This window comes from Lactococcus sp. S47 (assembly GCF_016517475.1).
GTDB lineage: Bacteria > Bacillota > Bacilli > Lactobacillales > Streptococcaceae > Lactococcus > Lactococcus lactis.
Genome location: NZ_JACVUB010000011.1, coordinates 35,729 through 51,562, shown reverse-complemented (window position 1 = coordinate 51,562; position 15,834 = coordinate 35,729). Strand labels below are relative to the sequence as shown.

18 protein-coding genes and 1 tRNA gene are annotated in these 15,834 nt (G+C 35.4%); 1 reads left to right on the top strand and 18 read right to left on the bottom strand.

Annotation, left to right across the window (positions count from 1 at the left end; all coding sequences use genetic code 11):
* Positions 1 to 22: 22 nt before the first annotated feature.
* From IAE52_RS10495 to IAE52_RS10410, 18 genes are all read right to left on the bottom strand, one after another.
* Positions 23 to 388, bottom strand: coding sequence for a MerR family transcriptional regulator (locus IAE52_RS10495; RefSeq protein ID WP_003131985.1), 366 nt, complete (start codon positions 386 to 388; stop codon positions 23 to 25).
* Between the two features lie 100 nt (positions 389 to 488).
* Complete coding sequence (locus IAE52_RS10490) at positions 489 to 926, bottom strand: low molecular weight protein-tyrosine-phosphatase (RefSeq protein ID WP_058219793.1); 438 nt, start codon at positions 924 to 926, stop codon at positions 489 to 491.
* Positions 927 to 1,069: 143 nt separating this feature from the next.
* Positions 1,070 to 1,234, bottom strand: coding sequence for a hypothetical protein (locus IAE52_RS10485; protein WP_003131988.1), 165 nt, complete (start codon positions 1,232 to 1,234; stop codon positions 1,070 to 1,072).
* A gap of 104 nt (positions 1,235 to 1,338) precedes the next feature.
* Positions 1,339 to 1,956 (bottom strand): AAA family ATPase, encoded by a 618-nt coding sequence (locus tag IAE52_RS10480; protein ID WP_012898695.1) that lies wholly within the window; start codon positions 1,954 to 1,956, stop codon positions 1,339 to 1,341.
* Complete coding sequence (locus tag IAE52_RS10475; protein ID WP_014570851.1) at positions 1,953 to 3,137, bottom strand: ABC transporter permease; 1,185 nt, start codon at positions 3,135 to 3,137, stop codon at positions 1,953 to 1,955. The genes IAE52_RS10480 and IAE52_RS10475 overlap by 4 nt, the downstream gene beginning before the upstream one ends.
* A 66-nt stretch (positions 3,138 to 3,203) precedes the next feature.
* A complete protein-coding gene (locus tag IAE52_RS10470; protein WP_233610988.1) occupies positions 3,204 to 3,488 on the bottom strand; it encodes a hypothetical protein in 285 nt (94 codons plus the stop codon).
* Positions 3,489 to 3,713: 225 nt separating this feature from the next.
* Positions 3,714 to 4,598 carry an XRE/MutR family transcriptional regulator gene (locus tag IAE52_RS10465; protein ID WP_058203823.1) on the bottom strand — a complete coding sequence of 295 codons (885 nt, stop codon included), beginning with the start codon at positions 4,596 to 4,598 and terminating at the stop codon, positions 3,714 to 3,716.
* A gap of 136 nt (positions 4,599 to 4,734) precedes the next feature.
* Entirely contained in the window at positions 4,735 to 5,736 is a 1,002-nt protein-coding gene (gene ruvB, locus IAE52_RS10460) for a Holliday junction branch migration DNA helicase RuvB (RefSeq protein WP_003131994.1), read from the bottom strand.
* Positions 5,737 to 5,862: 126 nt separating this feature from the next.
* Positions 5,863 to 6,456 carry a Holliday junction branch migration protein RuvA gene (gene ruvA / locus IAE52_RS10455; RefSeq protein WP_003131995.1) on the bottom strand — a complete coding sequence of 198 codons (594 nt, stop codon included), beginning with the start codon at positions 6,454 to 6,456 and terminating at the stop codon, positions 5,863 to 5,865.
* 109 nt (positions 6,457 to 6,565) lie between these two features.
* A complete protein-coding gene (gene mutL / locus IAE52_RS10450; protein WP_162551488.1) occupies positions 6,566 to 8,536 on the bottom strand; it encodes a DNA mismatch repair endonuclease MutL in 1,971 nt (656 codons plus the stop codon).
* Between the two features lie 128 nt (positions 8,537 to 8,664).
* A complete protein-coding gene (locus IAE52_RS10445; protein ID WP_012898700.1) occupies positions 8,665 to 9,360 on the bottom strand; it encodes a hypothetical protein in 696 nt (231 codons plus the stop codon).
* 114 nt (positions 9,361 to 9,474) lie between these two features.
* Positions 9,475 to 11,997, bottom strand: coding sequence for a DNA mismatch repair protein MutS (gene mutS / locus IAE52_RS10440; RefSeq protein ID WP_012898701.1), 2,523 nt, complete (start codon positions 11,995 to 11,997; stop codon positions 9,475 to 9,477).
* Positions 11,998 to 12,189: 192 nt separating this feature from the next.
* Positions 12,190 to 12,537, bottom strand: coding sequence for a RicAFT regulatory complex protein RicA family protein (locus IAE52_RS10435; RefSeq protein WP_012898702.1), 348 nt, complete (start codon positions 12,535 to 12,537; stop codon positions 12,190 to 12,192).
* Between the two features lie 214 nt (positions 12,538 to 12,751).
* A complete protein-coding gene (locus tag IAE52_RS10430) occupies positions 12,752 to 13,633 on the bottom strand; it encodes an NAD(P)-dependent oxidoreductase (RefSeq protein WP_003132001.1) in 882 nt (293 codons plus the stop codon).
* 41 nt (positions 13,634 to 13,674) lie between these two features.
* The gene (locus tag IAE52_RS10425; protein ID WP_003132002.1) at positions 13,675 to 13,881 is read right to left on the bottom strand and encodes a hypothetical protein; all 207 of its coding nucleotides are present in this window, start codon (positions 13,879 to 13,881) and stop codon (positions 13,675 to 13,677) included.
* Positions 13,882 to 13,952: 71 nt separating this feature from the next.
* A tRNA-Leu gene (locus IAE52_RS10420) sits at positions 13,953 to 14,035 on the bottom strand.
* 204 nt (positions 14,036 to 14,239) lie between these two features.
* Complete coding sequence (locus IAE52_RS10415) at positions 14,240 to 14,617, bottom strand: DUF1634 domain-containing protein (RefSeq protein ID WP_003132003.1); 378 nt, start codon at positions 14,615 to 14,617, stop codon at positions 14,240 to 14,242.
* Positions 14,617 to 15,468, bottom strand: a complete 852-nt coding sequence (locus IAE52_RS10410; RefSeq protein WP_021463283.1) for a sulfite exporter TauE/SafE family protein — start codon at positions 15,466 to 15,468, stop codon at positions 14,617 to 14,619. The genes IAE52_RS10415 and IAE52_RS10410 overlap by 1 nt, the downstream gene beginning before the upstream one ends.
* Positions 15,469 to 15,653: 185 nt before the next feature.
* On the opposite strand from IAE52_RS10410, the gene IAE52_RS10405 reads away from it, so the two are divergent.
* Complete coding sequence (locus tag IAE52_RS10405) at positions 15,654 to 15,833, top strand: hypothetical protein (protein ID WP_003132007.1); 180 nt, start codon at positions 15,654 to 15,656, stop codon at positions 15,831 to 15,833.
* Position 15,834: the final 1 nt, after the last annotated feature.

The window sequence follows — 15,834 nt, the reverse complement described above, 5'->3', positions numbered from 1 at the left end:
TGACAAATAAAGTAAACTAAACTTACATCCGCGGTTGGGTAAAATGAGTGGGATCAGGAGTTCCGAATCTACCTTGTTGGGCAAATTCGCGTTCAAGTGCATGGTGGACTTCTCCGATAGATAAAGTTTGAGCCTTCTTAGCATCCCTTTTGGCATAAATTTCTTTGATATCTGCAATATTATTACCTTCTTGTAATAAGTCAGCAATATCAAATAGAGCATCTATGTCATTGAGCGAATACATGCGACGATTACCGTCACTTCGCTCCGGGAAAATAAGCTCTTGCTCTTCGTAATAACGAATCTGCCTTGCGCTTAGGTCAGTGAGTTTCATGACAGTTCCTATTGGAAGTACCGCCATAGAGCGTCTTAATTCACGTTCTTTCACCAAATCTCGCCTCCATGCCTTTCATTATAGACCTTGTTATTAGCAAAGTCAAGTTTTAATGTGAGATTTTCTCACATCGGTTTATTTTATTTGAAATATTTTATACAATTTCATCCAATAATCTTTGACAACCCGTCTTAACAAGTTGATAAGTTTCTTGGAAATCGCCCGTGAACCATGGATCTGGAACACCTTGTTCTAAAAGCATCGCGATTTTTTGACTCGTTCCTTCTGGTGCCATTTTTCTAAGATTTTCTAAATTGGATTCATCCATTGCGATAATTTTATCAAATTCATAAAAATCTTCACTACTGATTTTTTGACTTCCTTTGTGAAGGTCAAAAGCAATCTTTTGTTCTTTTAGTTTTGTTTGGGTTCCAGAATGAATTGGATTTCCATGCTCCCAAGAAGAAGTTGCTCGACTTTCAATCAAAAAATTTGATTCATTTCCTGCTTTTTCAACTAAATCTTTCATGACAAATTCTGCCATTGGGCTACGACAAATATTTCCTAAACAGACAAAAACAATCTTTTCCATGACTTCCTTACTTTATATCATTTATAAATTAACTAATTTTGAGCATTTATTCTATTATACCCTATTTCACAAGATATTACTGACAGAATTCTAAAATGAAAAAGTCTGCCAAAATTTGACAAACTTTTTTACTGACAGACGAACTAATCTTTCTGCTTAATTTTTTTCTTTTTTTCCTTCAATTTTTTATAAATTTTATTGTTATCTACCAAAACTTTACTTTCATTATTTTTAAAAGAATTTTGGAGTTGTTCAACCTCCCGAAAAATATCACTTTTAGGTTGAGGGGCAGGTGTAATTACTGACATAAGTTCTCCTTATCTTTCATTCGACTTATCTCTTAATCGGAAACAATTATTAGAAAATATATAAACCAAATAATGTAGTATTCTTTCGCATTAATTCCCTTTCACTAAAAAAATACATCCATATAACCGATTTCTTTTGCCGCTTCATCAAAATTTGTCACCAAAGTCAGTCCTTTTTCGGACAATAGATAAGCTTGGTCACAGAAATGTTCAATTTCCTTGAGATTGTGTGAGGTTAATAAAACAATTTTTTCTTGAGCGATTTTTTTCACTTCTTCATAAACTAGGACTTTTTTGGAAACGTCAAGCCCACTGAATAGCTCGTCAATGATTAAAATATCACAGTCGATAGAAAATGATAAAATTGTCGCAAAAAGCTCTTTCATTCCTAAAGAAAATTGGCCAATTCTCTTTTTCGCAAATTTATCTGCACCAAAAGTAAGACTTAACTCTCTTGCTCTATCCTGTTCACTATTTTTCAAAATTTTAAAATAATCATGCATTTTTAAACTTTCTTCAAAAGATTCTACATCGGGAAGATAAGCGACACGCCCATTTTCTATTTCTCCTTGAGAAAATCCAATTTCTCCTGAAAGAATGCCGAAAAGTGTACTTTTCCCAATCCCATTTCGTCCAATCAGACCGTACAAACCATTTTCAGAAATCTCAAAATTAAGCGGAGCAATGTCTGGTATCTTCAAATTTTTTATTTTTAATATCATGAGATTCTCCTTGTTTTTTGATTTTTAATAATGAAGACAGAAATGAGCAAAAATAATACACTTAAAGAAAGTAGATAGCCAGCCCCGATTAATATAGAATATTTTCCAAAAAGAGCACTAGGATTTCCAAAAAGTTTTAGAGGTTCAAGATAAGAAAGTGGCACAAAACGTCTAATTGAAATTATCCAAGAAACATTTCCTATCATCGAATATCCCATGACAAATAGAGCTATAACCCCAACAACAACCATACTCCGTTTTACAAAAACAGAAATCAAGGCACCTAATGAAGCCAAGAAAAAGATGACAAAAAACAGATAGAGGATACTTCCTAAATCCAAAATTCCATTTGGAATTGTGAGATTAGTCAAAGTAAATCCTGTTTTCAAATCCGAATCACCAAGATAGGCGGGATAATTCCATGCTCCAAAACCATTCACCACCCCAATTACCAGAAAATAAATGATACTAGAAATAATAATCCAAGCAAAGGTCGCTAAAGTTCCAGATAAAACTTTTATAATTAAATTTTTCTGCAAATCAATTCCCGCAAATCGATAAAATCTGTTTTCTTTTGATTCATAACTAGTGGCGACAAGGATTGAAACCATGGAAGCAAATAAGACAATGAATAGACTACTCGTTAAAATTGGAATGAACTGCTGATGAAAATTTCCAAAAGCATGAGATTGCATGGTAGGCATTGCTTCAAAATCTAACTTTCTCTCTTGAACTGTCTTGATATACTTAATTTCTGCTTTCAGGAATTTATCTTGACCAGATGATGATTGGTTACCATTTTGTTTAAAATACAACTGGTCAATTTCTTTTTGTAAATGATAATATTCATTAATGTCATTGACGCCTATAGCTGCGATTTGTTTTTGATAGATGTTATCTTTTTGCTTTAAGTCACTCAATGTATTATTTAGATTATCATCTTCTGCCTTCACTTTTGTGGTTTTTAGGCTTTCTTCAGTAGTTTCAATGTTATCCTGAACTGATTTTTCATTAGTCTGTACCTCTTGAACAAGGCTAGTGATGTTATTTTTAAAAATATTAGTAAAAGAAATTGTATTATATACACTATAAACTATGATTAAGGAAGAAATCAAAGCTAATAAGTATCTGTTTCTTTTGTTTAGAATAAACTTTTTTAATTCAAATTTGAAGTATTTCATTTAATCACCTCTCAATCAAAAATAATCATTAATTAGGAGTAAGTGAGGTAGCTTACTCCTATTCCATCAATAATGATAATAAGTAGTTACTTGTTTTGCCGGTTGACTTTGTCCGACAGAATTTACTACCGTGTAGTAAATTGTACTTGTGGTGGTTGTATAAGAACCTCCATGAAGGATATTCACATAATCATAATAATCCGTTGTTCCTGTAGAAACATTATTTAGATAGTAAGTAACTGAACTTGTTTTTACATAGGTGACTTGAGTCGCAGATACAGAAGTTACCCCTATCGCACCTGTCGTAACAAGTAAAGTTGATAAGACAAAGATTTGTTTTTTCAAATTCATTTTCATAATTTACCTCTTTCTGCCCAAATTCAGAAAGAAATTATCTTTTCTGAATCAAGCTGATGATATTTTTCTCATGTTGAGAGCTTCCTTTCATTTTTTACTTTGTTTTCTTGGCTGCGCTCAGTAGCTTGCGAATTTGTCCATTGGTTTTTCCTCGTTTGTTTTTATTTTTGTCTCCTTAACTTTATTGTAGCACCGATTTCGAAAGCACAAAAAAAAGATTCAAATTGAATCTTTTCCTAGAATATCACTTAACCATTGAGGAAAATTATAGTTTTTCACATATTTATCATAGAGTTTTTGGTAGGTTTTTGCTAAATTTATACTTCCTTCCCAATCAAAAATTTCGATGACCTTTTTCATGCTATCAATTCCCAGAAGTCGTTCTTCGCCTTGACCATAAAAAATACAATAATAACCTTTAGTAAAGCGATAAATCAATCTAGAATATGCGTCTTTTTCATGACAATATGCTTTGACCAGAGCCAGACATTCTTGCGCTTCCTTTTCTTTCCCTTCTTGGATACAAGTCACTGCTCCGCGACAGGCGATTTGACAAATAATTTTGCGATAACGTGTACGATTGGCTAACCTTTGATGATGATGGCTCAAATCTTGAATAATTGCTTTTATCATTTCTGACGAAAATTGCTCAATGGTATCTGACAAAATGAGAAGTTCATAAAAACTAAATATTTCAATTCCTAAAATAAAAGAACTTAACTCAACCACTTCGTTTTCTGGCAACTTTTCTAAGCGTGCTTTGGCACAAAGAGCAATCAAATGTTCGCCAATTTGCTCACATTGCCAGGCAATGTCTTTTAGTTCTTCAATATTATTATTCGTTGCCGCTTGGTCGATTTTACTAAATAATTCTTCGTAAAAACTATGTTTAAAATTATTGAGATAATAATCATATTCAGAAAGTTCCAAGTGAAGAAATTCAAGCAAAGCATCAATTTGATCAAGATTTAAATAACCTTCTCCACTAAAAAAACGAGAGAGACTACTTTTAGGAATTCCTGTTTTTTTGATAATTTCATTTTTCGTGATTTCTTTAGCTTCACAGAGTTCTTGAAGTTTTAAACCATAGTATTGATTAACCATTTGTCTTGTCTCTCCAGTCGTAACTTTATGGTCATATTATATACTTTTTTCATTATTGTTACAACGGCAGGAATTTATGTAATATAAAAAAGCCTGTCAAGCTTTGACAAACTTTTTTACTGACAGATACTAACTGTCAATCTTCTTCATTGTAAACATAACCTAGGTGTTCATAGGCTCTTTGGGTCACCTTACGTCCCTGTTTAGTTCTCATCAAAAATCCTTTTTGAATCAAATAAGGTTCATACATATCCTCGACCGTTTCACGGTCTTCGGCAATATTTACCGCCAAAGTTCCAATCCCAACAGGACCACCGTGGTACATTTCAATCATTGTGCGGAGGATTTTTTGGTCAATATAGTCCAAACCAGCGGCATCAACATCAAGAATAGACAAGGCCTTATCGGTAATTGCTTTATCCACTCGGCCATCCCCCATTATTTGAGCAAAATCACGCACTCGTTTAAGTAAACGATTGGCAATCCGTGGAGTCCCTCGACTACGTAAAGCAATCTCTAAAGCGGCATTATCAATAACTTCGACTTCAAAAATATCAGCTGTTCTTTTAACAATTTCTTCTAAATCACGCTCTTGATAATACTCCATATGACTTGAAATTCCAAAACGGGCACGCAATGGATTCGAAAGCATTCCAGCTCTTGTTGTTGCCCCAACTAGAGTAAATGGCGGCAAATCTAAATGAACCGAGCGTGAACCATCACCAGAACCAAGCATAATATCAATGTAGAAATCTTCCATAGCGCTATAAAGAACTTCTTCAACTTGCATTGGCATCCGATGAATTTCATCAATAAATAGCACATCGCCAGGTTCCAATTCATTCAAAATCGCAACTAAATCTCCTGGCTTTTCAATGGCAGGACCCGCTGTTTGTTTAATATTAACTCCCAACTCATTGGCAATGACAAATGCCATTGTTGTCTTACCAAGTCCCGGAGGACCAAAAAGTAATACATGGTCCAAAACTTCTTCACGCATTTTTGCTGCTTTAATAAAGATTTCTAATTGTTCTTTGACTTTATCTTGACCAATATATTGATTAAAAAATTGCGGACGTAGAGATTTTTCAATACCGTAATCTTCTTCCATTGGCTCTTTGTTTAATATATCGTTCATCTTATCTTGTAATTCTCCTTTTAGAGATGATTTTTGATGACTTATGAGAAGCTGTCAGTAAATTTTACTGACAGAAAGACTTGAATGACTATTTTTGATGTCTGTCAGTTCTTTCTTCAAACTTTTTTATTTCATCATAAGTTTTAAGGCTGATTTGATATATTCTTCGCTAGTCAGACCTGTTTCTTGAGCTAATTTTTTCTCAATTTTCTTCAATTCTGTTGCTTTATAACCCAAAGCTTGCAGCGCTTCAATCGCTTCTTCCAAAGCAAGATTGCCAGCAGGTCCAGCATCAAGAAGAGAAATACCTACAGTTCCTGTCGCATCAAATTTCCCAGCCAAATCAAGCACCATCTGCATGGCTGTTTTTTTACCAACTCCTGGAAATTTAGTTAAATACTTGATATCACTATTGTCAATAGCAGTGATTAAACCTTCGTTATCAGCCGCCGCAATGATGGCCAGAGCTGATTTTGGCCCAATCCCAGAAACACTGATCAGACGTAAGAATAAAGCTTTTTCGGCCTCGTTAACAAAACCATAGAGACTGTGCGCATCTTCGCGAATGACTTGATGAACATAAATTTTTACTTCTGTGTTCATCAAAGCCGACCAAGCGTAAGGGTTAGCTACACTGATAAGATAGCCAATTCCTGCTACATCAATTACAATATTTGTTGGGGAAATTTTTACTAATTTTCCATTAAGATATTCAAACATTTTTTTACTTTTCTATTTTTGATTGACAAACTCCCTTATTCAAGTCTGTCAGTAGTTTTTATCTATTTTTTTACTGACCAACTTCGTCATTAATCTGTTTAGTCACTTTTTACTCAAAATCTTTCCACGAAGCTGCTTTTGAACGATGCGTTTCTTGGATTCTCCGGAACATTTTTTGAATGTCATCCCCTGAAAAATGAACAATCGTTGGCCGTCCATGCGCACAACTATAAGGATTTTTACAAGTTGCTAATTCTGCAAGCAATGCTCTAGCTGACTCGGCATCAAGGGGATGATTAGCTTTAATTGAACTTTTGCAAGCAACCATTGCAGCTAAATCATGACGATATTTTTTGAGTGAAAATTCTTTTGATGAGAGAATAATATCAATCATTTCATTAATTGATTTCTCTATCTCGGTTTCTTTTAACCAGATTGGATGTTCTCTTAAAATGAATTGATTTTCTCCGTATTCTTCTAAGAAAACACCGGCTTCATGCAACAAATCTTTCTTCTCGGCTAAAACAATAAAATCATTTTTGGCTAAAGTGAACAAATATGGTGCAAGTAAAATTTGTTGCTCCATACTGACCTCACCAATTTTATCTTTCCAATACTCATATTTGATTCGCTCTTGAGCCGCATGTTGGTCAACCAAATAAAGTCCTTCTTTGGACTGACAAAGTAAATAAGTCGCATGCAATTGTGCCAAGTATTCAAGCTGCGGAAAAGTTGATGACTGACTTATCTTTACTTCATTATCAAAATCAATTTCAAAGTTGCTGACAGTATTTTCTAGACTGTTGTCAGTAATTTCAGTAGTACTTTCAACAGTTCTGTCAGTCATTTTTTCACTGACAGCATCTGTATTAAGTTGATTTTCTGTAAAATTATCAAAAGTTTGTTCAGACGAATCATTTGAAGCTTGATTTTTATTGATTTTAAAAGTTGCCTCTTCTCTGACATAAAAATCTTGGCGAACATTATCATAATATAAAGGATTATTTTGCAAAGGAAGTTCCGTTTGAACAGAAAGAGCTTCCTTTTCTTTAGCTCTTCCTTGCAAATTTTCCAAAGCTTCTGGAATCAAAACACCTTCTGATAAAGCCTCATCAATTGCTTTAGAAATTAAAGCCATCAATTCACGCTCTTTAGACAAACGCACCTCTTGTTTTGTCGGATGAACATTAACATCAGCAAGTGTTGGGTCAATTTTAATCGATAAAATAGCAAAAGGGAACCGTCCCACCATCAATCGATTGCCATATCCTTCTAAAATTGCCCGATTCAATAAAAAGTTTTTGATAAATCGACCATTTATTAAAATCGTAATATAATTACGATTAGCCCTTGTCAGCTCTGGTATGCTGACATAACCTGTTAGTTCAAAATCTAAGTCTGAACCCTTGATTTGACGCATTTTTTTCGCTGTCCCTATGCCATAAATTGCAGCAATAACCTGACGTAAATCACCATTTCCAGCCGTTTTCAAAAATTCTTTACCCTCATTAACTAAAGTAAAGGAAATCTCTGGATGAGCCAGACTCAATCGGTTGATGATGTCTGTGATATGAGAAAGTTCAGCCTGCAAGGACTTGATATACTTGAGTCTTGCTGGTGTATTATAAAAAAGATTAGCAACAGAAATTTTCGTCCCCACGCGCTTAGCAAGTGGTTCTAAAGTTTCGATATTTCCACCTTTAGCAATTAGTTTTGTTCCTGATTCTTCCTCAGCCGTACTTGTTTCAATGGTCATCTGGCTGACAGAAGCAATTGATGGCAGAGCCTCCCCCCGAAAACCGAGTGTTCTAATCCGAAACAAATCTGCCGAATCCTTGATTTTACTTGTTGCATGACGACGTAAAGCCAAAGCCACATCTTCTTTTTCCAAACCCAAACCATTATCAATGACTTCAATTAATCGCAAACCAGCTTCTTCAACATTGATAATAATTTTACTGCTTCCAGCATCAATTGAGTTTTCGACTAATTCTTTGACAACACTAGCAGGCCGTTCAACCACCTCTCCAGCAGCAATTTGATTGGCGAGCGCTTCATTTAGTTCAATAATTTTTCCCACAATAATCTCGCTCTCTTGTTTTTTTAAATTAATTCTAATTATAACACAAAAAGCAAGGGCTCGCTTTTCATTTTTTACTGACAAAAAATGATAGACAAGATGAAAATTGTCTATCATTTTTACATAAATTAGTAGTTTCCAAAATTGCGGTAACTATTATCAAAATTATTATAGCTATTAAAAGCAAAGACTAATACGAAAATAAGAATCAAAATTGCAATCACAAATAATACAATTCCAATGATGAATGCAACGAAACCTGCTCGATTCCAACCGTCCATGACCTTACGGAACTCTTCCTCATCACGATATTTATTATCTCGATTTTCAAGTGCCCATTTTTCGCCATTAAAACCAAAAACGATCATCCATACAATCCCAAAAATCCAACCTACCCACGGTACCAAAGTAAGTAGAATCAAAAGTCCCAAATAAGCGCGATTGGCAATCCCAAACCACATAGTTAAAGCAAAAGCGCCCCAGTTCCATTTAGTTTTAATTTCATCTTGATTTTCTAGTGAACGATTCTGAGGAATATCTGCATAAGCTGATTGTTCGCTCGTTTTCTCTTCGACTTTTGAATCAAGTGGTTCACTAGCAGCAATTACTGGTTCTGCAATCACTGGTTCACTTACAAAACCTTCTGAAACTTCAGCCTTGGCAACTACTGGCTCATCAAGTACAGGCTCTGAGGCATCCCATTCACTAATATCACTCTTAGTTGTTTCTTCTTGAGAAGCAAGATTCTCAGAATTTAATTCTTCAGTTGGCTCCACTTGAGTCTCTGGAATTTCTTGCCCTTTAAGTTCTTTTTCATTTTCCATGTTTAGCTCCTTTTTATGTTAGCTTCTACTCAATTCATCTTTCAATGAATCTCTTTTTAAGTAATTATAGCCTTTTTTCTTAGCTTATTTACAGAATAAGCCTCGCTACCAAGTTCAAAGTGAATCTTTAAGTTCCCACAAGAAATTCAAAGCCTCTCTTGCAGTCATATTATCAACATTTTGCCTTTTTATCTTTTCAATAATTTCTGAAGAATTTTCGGTAAAATCAAATAAACTAAGTTGTTCTTGTTCATCAGCAACTTTTTTAGCAGGCAAAGGTTTATTTTCTAACTTCTGCAAAATCAAATCTGCTCGCTCTAACAAAGGCTGTGGTAAACCTGCAATTTTCGCCACATGAATCCCATAGGATTTATCAGCTGGTCCCTCTGTTATTTTATGCAAAAAAGTCACATTCCCATTTTGCTCCAAGGTAGCAACATGGACATTATCAAGATGATCGAGCGCTTCATCTAAGTCTGTCAATTCATGATAATGCGTAGCAAACAAGGTCTTTGCCCCAATATGGTCATGAACATATTCAATAATTGCTTGAGCTAGAGCCATCCCATCATAAGTTGCCGTTCCTCGCCCTAATTCATCAAAAATAATCAGGCTGCGACTGCTTGCCTTTTGAATGGCATGATTGGCCTCAGACATTTCAACCATAAAGGTCGATTCCCCTGAAATCAAGTTATCACTGGCACCAATCCGTGTAAAGATGGCATCAAAAATTGGTAAATTGGCTGTTTCTGCTGGAACAAAAGATCCAATTTGAGCCATAATCACCGTCAAAGCAAATTGACGCATGTAGGTTGATTTACCTGACATATTCGGTCCTGTGATGAGTTGAATATCTGTTTGTTCAGGCAGTTCAATATCATTTGGCACATATTCTTGAGCACCCATGACCGCTTCAACGACCGCATGACGACCGCCTTTAATTTCAACAATTCTTGAGCCGTCTGTAAGCGTCGGACGGATATATCCTTGTTTTTCGGCAACGACAGATAGACTTTGTAAACAGTCAATTTCAGCAATTGTTTTGGCTAGAGCTTGTAGTCTGCCAATATATTGCTCCGTTTCAGTCCGAAGGCCCATGAATAAATCATATTCTAGAGATGATGATTTTTCACGCGCTTCCAACATAATTTCTTCAATTTCAGTTAATTCCTGAGAACCAAAACGCTCAGAATTTTTCAAAGTTGCCTTCCGATAAAAATGTTCAGGAACACTATTCAACTGACTTTGAGTAATATGAAAATAATAACCATCCTTACGATTATAATCAATTCGCAGTGTGGAAATTCCTGTCTTGGCTTTTTCATCTGCTTCCAATTTAGCAATCCAAGAAGTCCCATTTTCAAGCGCCTCCCGATATTTATCTAATTGAGCATTGTAGCCTTTTTTAATAATGCCCCCTTCAGTAATCGTTCTTGAGGCATTCTCACTAATAGCTGAATTAATTAAACCAGATAATTCTGGAATTTCGTCTAATTGGCTTTTTAACTCTTCTAATGGAGCTTCATTAAGCATTCCCAAAATATTTTTGATAGCAGGAACATTTGATAAAGAATTAGCCAGCTGCAAAAAATCAACCGGAACAGCCTTACCAAAAGAAACACGTGAAGCCAAACGTTCTAAATCATAGACCCCTTTTAAGGCTTCTATCAAATCGGAACGCTCAAAGAAATGGTCTAAGAAAATTTGAACAATTTCCATTCGTTTTTGAATGGCTGAATTTGAAACCAAAGGACGGTCAATCCACGACCGTAACATTCTGGTTCCCATCGCTGTTTTCGTCTCATCAAGCAACCAATAAAGTGTGCCATGTTTTTTATTTTCTCTTTTATTTGCCGTCAGCTCTAAAGATGATTTTGTCGCAAAGTCCATTTGCAAAAAGTCTTTAATTTCATAATGTTCAACTTCTTGTAAGTGACTCAAATCACGCATTTGTGTTTCTTTTACGTAAGCCAACAATTTTGAAGCGACTTGATTTTCTAAGGCGGTCAATCCTGACAAATCTATCAGTAAATTTTCAGGAATTTCAATTTGTTCTGAAATCAAAAGATTCATTTGTCTTTCAAAAACTTTTAACTGACTTTCATCTAAAGTAAAACCAGCTACAATTTCCCGCGCCTTGAGTGAAGCAATTTCTCCTACTACCGCTGAAAATTCGCTGAGCTCTGTCACCTTGAATTCCCCAGTTGATAAGTCCATATAGGAAAGAGCATAATGTTTATCTTTGAAGTCAATTGCCACCAAGAAATTATTATCAACCGAATTTGCAGTGTCAATCGTTGTCCCTGGGGTAATCACCTGTGTTACTGCCCGTTTAACAATTCCGACCGCTTTTTTCGGGTCTTCCATTTGTTCAGCAACAGCCACTTTGTAGCCTAAATCAACCAATTTATCAATGTATTCAGCTGCTGCATGGTGGGGAACACCAGCCATTGGAATTGGATTTTCTGAATTTTTATTTCTTGAAGTCAGGGTTAATTCTAATATTTGGGCAGCATTCACTGCATCATCATAGAAAAGCTCATAAAAATCACCCATCCGAAAGAGCAAGAAAGCATCGGGATAATCTTGTTTGATGTCTAAATATTGTTGCATTCCTGGTGAAATTTTTTCAGCCATTTTTTCTTCCTATCCCATCTAAATTTTACTGACGAAATTCTTAGCATATCCGTAAGAAAATTTAACACTAAATATCCTAAAACAGAAATTCTGTCAGTATTTTTTATTATATTTTTACTGACAAAAATTCTAGCATCTCCATAAGCAAGCTTACATGGCCTATCCTATGCCAGAATTTCTTGTCAGTACTTTTTATTCACCAGTTTCCAACAAAAGATTTACTTTCTCTTCTAATTCACCAGTGATATATTGAACTAAATCATTGACATCCTCTAATTTTGTAGCATAATCTTCTACCAAAGGATGATGCTTAATCCGTTTTTCAATGACTTGAGCCGACTGTGAAGTCTTTTTGTAAGCCTGTATTTTATCAATTTTTTGATATAAAACAGCCTCTTTTTGTAGAGCTTTCATTTCTTCTTGAGCTTTAAAAAGTTCTTGATTAGCCATTAGTGCTGTTTCAGCTTGTTGAAAATCTTTAACATAATCAAGACTTTTTATTTTTTCAACAAGCAAATCCACTAAGTCATCATAGTGCATCTCAAGCCTCCTTAAAATTTCATTAATTACTAATTATTTCTTTCATTAAAACTCTTAGACTTTATAAAATAATTATAACATATTTGGTAAAGTGACGATACTTCGCTTTATAATTAGGGTGAAATCTATAAAATATATTTAGTTTTTCAATCACTTCAACTTTTTTATCTATAAAAACAGCCTGAAATGTTCAGGCTGTCTTGCGCTATTTCTCTTATTCTGGACGATGTCCATTTGGCCACCAAAGTTTAATCAAAGCTTGAGTCCCATCATTTTCAAAGCCTTTATCAGCTAATTGCTCATAGAGTTCTTTTGCCCCTTTAGTTGCAGGAAGCTCAAGATTCATTTTTTCTGCCTCAGAAAGTGCAATCCCTAAGTCTTTGATGAAATGCTTAACAAAAAATCCTGCACTATAATCTTCACGGAGAATCCGAGGCCCGTAATTAGCCAAAGACCAAGTAGCACCAGAACCTCCCCCAACAGTATTTAAAACTTTATCCAAATCCAAACCAGCCTTTTGGGCATAAGCTAGAAGCTCAGTCATTCCAGTCATTGTACCCGCAATACAAATTTGGTTAGCCATTTTGGTGTGTTGTCCACTTCCAGCTGCCCCTTGATGAGTAATAGTTTTTCCCATTTTTTCAAATAAAGGCAAAGCTTTCTCATAAGTTTCTGAATCACCACCAACCATAATAGTCAGTGTCGCATTTTTTGCACCCAAATCTCCTCCAGAAACAGGGGCATCAAGTGCGAAAGCTCCAACTTTTTTAGCTTCTTGATAAATTTCTTGTGCTAAAGTTGGCTCAGTCGTCGTCATATCAATAAGAACTTTTCCTGAACAATCATTTTTGAAAATTCCTTCTGCACCAAAATAAACTTCGCGGACGTCCTTAGGATAACCAACAATTGTAATCACAAACTCAGCTTGAGCCGCAGCCTTTTGTGGATTTTCAGCATAAGTTGCACCACGTGCCACAAGACCGTCCGTTTTTGATTTTGTACGATTATAAACAATTAAATCATGACCAGCGTCCATAAGATGACCAGCCATTGCGGCTCCCATCACACCCGTACCAATAAATGCTATTTTTGCCATTTCTTCTCCTTTATTTAGCAGATTTATAAAATCTGTTTCGTCTAATTTTGGTAATCACGACGTTTACGGGCTTTATCTCCCCGCAACCGTTTGATTTTTCGGTTACGATATTCATCCAATTGATAAGTTTTCAACCATTTTTCAATAGCCACTCGTGAATTTCCTGTTTCTTCGCCAATGCTTGATAAAGAGCGTAAAGGATTTTCATCAATGATTTTCTCTAGTTCTTCTCTTGTTAATCTAGTCATATTTCTCCATCTCTTAAAAAGCTCAAAAGAGCAAAAAACGGCCAGCTTCCAGCCAACCGTCCACTTAATCATGGGGAAGAAGGGATTTGAACCCTCACGCGATTTCTCGCACATGCACCTGAAGCATGCGTGTCTGCCATTCCACCACTTCCCCTACGGATCATAACCTTGTCCTTTTACGTAAGTCGCTAAAGCGACTACTACAAAGGCACTTCCCCTACGGGTCATAACGCTGTCCTTTTACGTAAGTCGCTATAGCGACTACTACAAAGGCACTTCCCCGGCGGGTCATAACACTTTTCTATAATATCAGTTTAATAGAAAAAATGCAAGTTGAAAATCCGCTATGACGCCCTATTTAAGCACCTCCGTGCCCTACAAACATTGCAACAATTAATATAATCAAAACCAAAGTTGTAATTGCCACATAGAGTTTATCTCCTTCTTTTGCAAAAGCCACAATTGAAGCAACTACTCGCAAAACAGGAGTCAAAATTAAGAGGAATAATCCAGTCATCAACCAAGCCAATGCTTTAAATTCAACTAAACCACTTAAAATTTCATTAAATTTATCTGGCCAAACCCCTTCAGCATAACCAGAATGGCCGCTTAGGAGAAACATCAAAATTCCAATAATAATGACTGTAGTACTAACAAATACACCAATCCTAAGAATTTTTCCGATATTTCGCTCTATTTTGAGTAACTCTTCTTTTGTTAATTCTTTATTTACCATTAGAGCGATACCCCCAATCCTTTAAGCAACATTTGCAATGCCATAATCAAAATAACTGGAATGAAAATCAATCGAATTGTTTTTGCTGGTAACTTAGGCATAATTTTTGAGCCCAAAGCTGCACCGGCAACAATCCCAATAGCAAGCGGACCTGCTAAACTTGGATTAACATAGCCATTGAAAAAATAAACCGTTGCAGAAGCCGCTGCTGTTACCCCAATCATCAAATTTGAAGTCGCTGTTGAAGCTTTTAAAGGCATTTTCATCATTGAATCCATTGCCATGACCTTAAAGACCCCAGAACCAATTCCCAAAAGACCTGACGCAACACCAGCACCAAGCATTACAGCAGCACCACCTGGAACCTTTTCTACTTGATAAGGAATTTCTTTACCAAGTTGTTTATCGTAATAGCTTGAGTTTAATTTTAATTTCTCAGCTATCTTATCTGACTCAACCTTTTGAACAACTTCCTCACCTTTATGCATTTTCCGCCACATATTGTAGCCTTGGAAAATCAAAAGACAACCAAATAAAATATTTAAAATCGTAGCATCAAAAAATCCTGCTAAAATTGCACCAACTAAACCACCAATTGTGGTAAATATTTCCAAAAACATAGCGGTACGAACATTAATCATATCATCTTTCAGATAAGAAATGGCCGCACCAGAACTTGTTGCAATAACGGCAACAATACTTGCCCCAATGGCATATTTAATATCAACACCAAAAAATGTCGTAATAATAGGTGTGATAATAATTCCACCCCCAAGACCCAAAATTGAGCCAAATACCCCTGCGACGAAACCAAGAAGTAACATCAACAGAGTAAATACTAATAAAGACATGTGTTTCTCCAATCTAATAACCCTATTTTACCAAAAACTTTTTAAAGCTGCTTGTTCCTTTGATTAAGATACTTTATCAAGAACATTTAAATCCTATTCTATTTTTTACAACCCCAATTTATGATATAATTCTTATAAGATTAATGCTTCACAAGAGTTTTTGAGGCAACTTATTGGAGGTTAAAATGAATAGACAAGAACTTGAGACACGACTTCGTCAAGAGCTAGCAATTCCCTTTTATAATGCTAAAATAGCCGAGCGCGATTATAGCGAGTCCGAATTTCAAGAAATGAAAGCTGAACTCAAAGCCGATATTGAACAGTACGCTCATGATTACGTCAATGAAACTAATACAAATGGTTAAA